Source organism: Baaleninema sp. (assembly GCF_049974805.1).
Lineage (GTDB): Bacteria > Cyanobacteriota > Cyanobacteriia > Cyanobacteriales > Geitlerinemataceae > Baaleninema.
Map to the genome: position 1 here is coordinate 1 of NZ_JBNGCO010000085.1, position 3,945 is coordinate 3,945.

Consider the following 3,945-nt stretch of genomic DNA (forward strand, 5'->3'; position numbering starts at 1 on the left):
ACCCAAGGAATCTCCCGGCATACCCAGAACGGGTTGCTGGGATAGGATGTCAACGCACCATGTGGCAAGACCTCGTAAAAGCGGCGTTGTTGGGAACGCGGCGACAATCTCCTCAACTTCCCCCTCAATCGCCTCGTTTGGAAAATTTACTCGATCGCGCGGACGAGGAACGTCAAATTTATCGAGGGGCTGCCATCGAAGCTTTGCGGAGACGGGCCGGGCAGCGATTTGAGAAGGTGGAAGGGGAAGCGATCGATCCCGCCCCGGAAGAAAGGTTACGGTATTCCCCAGCGGCGGGGCGATTGCTGCGACAAATCCTCGATCGATCGGACGGTTCGGAACTCCTCCCGCAATGGGTTGGCTGCGCGACGGAGGCGGGGGTTTGCGTTCCCCCGGAACAACTTCCCGCTTTACTGGATTTAGCCGTCTCTCGCCGTCACCTGCGTTCGGCGATTCTCGGCGTTATCGGGGCGCGGGGGCGTTGGCTGGCGGCGCAAAATCCCGATTGGGAAGAGATGGCGGGAACTTCCCCGACGGAGGATATTCATCGCCAGTGGAGGCTGGGAACCTCGGCGACGCGGCTTGTGCTGTTGCAGCGATTGCGGGAGACGCAACCGGAGAAAGCTAGGGAATTCGTCGAATCCACTTGGCAACAGGATAAAGCCTTCGATCGATCGGAATTTTTGAAAACCTTCGCTGTGGGGTTAAGCGATGCGGACGAACCCTTCCTCGAAACCGCCCTCGACGATAAAAGCAAGCAAGTGCGGGCGGTGGCGGCGGATTTACTGGCGAGATTGCCCCATTCCGGCTTGTGTCGCCGGGTGACGGAACGAGTCGAGAAGATGCTGTCGCTGTCCAAACGGGGAAAATCGGTAAAATTGCGGGTGACGCTTCCCACGGCTTTAGACGCCGCCGCCAAGCGAGACGGTATTAATTCCAAGAAACCCACGAAAATCGGCGAGAAAGCCTGGTGGTTTTTGCAACAGTTGGCGATGGTACCGCCGACGCGGTGGACGACATCGGCGACGCCCAACACCTTGGTGAAAGCCGCCCTCGAAAGCGAGTGGGCGGGGGTGTTGTTAGAAGGTTGGGCGGTGGCGACGACGCGCCACCCGGATGCAGACTGGGCGGAGGCGTTGTTGGAAGTCGTTGACGAGATTCCTGAAAAGTCGATCGATCGCTGCGATCGCGATCGCGCCCTCGCCGATTGTCTTTCCCTCGAACGTCTCGAAACCTTCGTCAGCAACCATCTCGCCGCCCATCCCGAACCCTTGCTGAAAAGTCATCCCAGTTTGGCATTGTTGAAAACCTGCCGTCACCCCTGGCGCGACGACTTTACTCGTCAAGTTATCGATCGATTCTGTGGGGAAATCCAAACGGCCAAAGATAATTACAACTGGTCGGTTCGATCGACCTTTCAAAGTTTCGCCTATTTCATTTCCCCCCATCTCTTCGATGAAATCTCCCAAAAACTCAAAGCCGTCACCCCGCCCGGTTCCTATTGGGAACAAACCGTAGACGACGTTTTAGACATTCTCAAAATACGGCAAGAGCTACAAAAAATATAGCCCCAAACCTCAATCTTGGCCTTAGTGGTGCAGAAAAGTCCTGAAACCCTTGTTAGAAAAGATATCGCCGTATTAAATCGCCGTATTAAGGGGTTGGCCCAAAAATCTCAAATCGGTAAATGGCTGCCGGAGATCCCCGGCATCTCCAAGATGCCGGGGATCTGGCGCCAACTTAAGTGCATCTCAAAAATATAAATTTATCAGAGCGGAGTCTCTACAATGAATTGAGCTGTTGTTGGGTTTCGCTATGGCTCCACCCAACCTACCGCTGTGGTGAATCACCCCATCAACAAACTTTCGTACCACGCAGAAAGCGGTTTTTAAAAAGTATACGAAAAAATACTGATTTTCAAAAATAAACCCTCAGAAAAAACCATGGTATTTTCGGTGTTACAAAAATCGTGAAACACCAACTTTGCCAAAAGTAAACAAAAAGTAACACCCCCGTTTACCGCCCTGTCACTTTTACCCTCTATCGTCAGAACCATACAAGATTTCGACCCACACGAGAACAGCGTTTTTAACATGGAACTCCTCACATCGTCCACCACCGACACAGTACAACCGGGACTCTTACAACCCGGCGCAACGGTAACCGGAACCGTTGAAGGCTTCGTCGATAACGGCGACGATTTCCTCTTCCAAACCGGAGGTCAAAACTACGTCGTCGATACCGAACCGCTTCCGGCGAGTCAGTTAGGATTGACCGTCGGCGAAACCGTGAATCTCGTCGTCAGCGAATTCGACGGAATGGAAATCGACACGCGATCGATCTCCCGTGGCGATACCCCCGTAACGCTGCGATCGCAGTCCTATTTCGATCCCATCACGGGATACGGTTTCGATGAAGCTGAATACTTACAACGCAATCCCGACGTAGCGGCTGCGGGTGTCGATGCTTGGGAGCATTTTACAACCTTCGGCGCCATGGAAGGCCGGATGCCGGAACTGTTCGATCGCGACTTCTATCTCTCTCAATACGCCGATTTACAAGCCGCCTCAGACGCCGGATATCTCCCGAATCCCTGGGAACACTATCGCCTTTTGGGATACCAGGAAGGCCGCATGGCGACGCCGTTCCAACAATCTGTCGGCGACCCCCTCACTAATCCCGGCGTCGGAACGGTTTCCGGAAGCGTTAACGCTTTGGTGGATAACGACGAATTCCTTTTAGAGACGGATACGGGAACGGTTCTCGTCGATTCCGATTTACCAGATTCTCAAATTCTCAACCTGACGCCGGGAGAACGGGTGACGGTGACGGGAATTTACGACGATGAGGATTTTGATGCGTTTTCGATTACCCGCGAAGACGGTTCTGAGGTGGTTTCGCGTCCCGGTTTCGAGTCGCTGACCGGAATTCCCAACACCGGAACGCTCCCCAACGGAACGGTTTCGGGAAGTGTCAACGCTTTGGTGGATAACGACGAGTTTTTACTGAATACGGACGCGGGAACGGTTCGGGTGGAAGCAGAACTTCCCGATTCCCAGGTGTTGAACGTCAATCCCGGCGATCGCGTGACGGTGACAGGCGTTTACGACGATGAGGATTTCGATGCGGTTTCTATTACTCGCGAAGATGGTTCGTCGGTTTGGACGCGATCGAACGTCGATTTCGATGAGATGTACGACGATTGGGACGATAACGACAGCTATGATGATCGCTATGATGACGATTGGGACGATAACGACAGCTATGACGACGATCGCTATGACGACGATCGCTATGACGACGATCGCTATGATGACGATTGGGACGATTAAAAACCCAGTTGAGAAGTAACGTCGGGTTTCGTTTCAACTGTCCCTGGCTGAGTGAATGGCGGCGATCGATTTCCGCCATTCACGCGATCGAAACCTTTGAAGAAAACCTTAAAAATGTGGTAGAATTTAAATTTGTCTCTGCAATATTTGAATTAAAAAGCAAGACCAACAGTCAGACAAACTCCGATTTTTCAAACAAACAGGAGTGAGTCACGGGTCGGTCAAGAAACCTAGTTTTTTATGCCGACCTTCGCGCTGAACTCAGGGAATCTCCTATTTTTCCGGAGGTCTGCGTAATCCCTAGGGGTATATTTTACCCTCGAGACAATCTTGGCTTTACAAACGATCTGTACGGTGTTTTTCTCTCACAGCAAAAATCTGTTTTTCACAAAAAAAGAGGTTGAAAATCGATGAAGATAATTTTATTTTCGTTGGTCTCAATAGCCGCTAGTGCCATGACGGCCAGTGCTGATTCCATCGAATCGAGACAGTTTCCCAACGAAGCGACGAATTATCTCAGTCAAAACTATCGATCGACTCGCGAGATTGTAGGAACGGTTCGATCGATTCGCGATAACGACGAGTTTGTGCTAGAAACGGAAAACGGTACAGT

The 3,945-nt window shown here is 51.9% G+C and carries 4 protein-coding genes; all 4 read left to right on the forward strand.

Going from position 1 to position 3,945, the window contains the following annotated elements:
- On the forward strand, positions 1 to 1,568 hold a 1,568-nt coding region (locus ACP5D4_RS15500; protein WP_428012529.1), incomplete at its 5' end, for a DUF5691 domain-containing protein.
- Positions 1,569 to 1,583: 15 nt separating this feature from the next.
- On the forward strand, positions 1,584 to 1,763 hold the full coding sequence (locus ACP5D4_RS15505; RefSeq protein ID WP_428012530.1) for a hypothetical protein: 180 nt from the start codon (positions 1,584 to 1,586) through the stop codon (positions 1,761 to 1,763).
- A gap of 330 nt (positions 1,764 to 2,093) precedes the next feature.
- Positions 2,094 to 3,332: a hypothetical protein gene (locus ACP5D4_RS15510; protein ID WP_428012531.1), complete on the forward strand. Its 1,239-nt coding sequence runs from the start codon at positions 2,094 to 2,096 to the stop codon at positions 3,330 to 3,332.
- A 410-nt stretch (positions 3,333 to 3,742) separates the two neighbouring features.
- Positions 3,743 to 3,945 (forward strand): hypothetical protein (locus tag ACP5D4_RS15515; protein WP_428012532.1); only part of this gene is annotated, 203 nt, incomplete at its 3' end.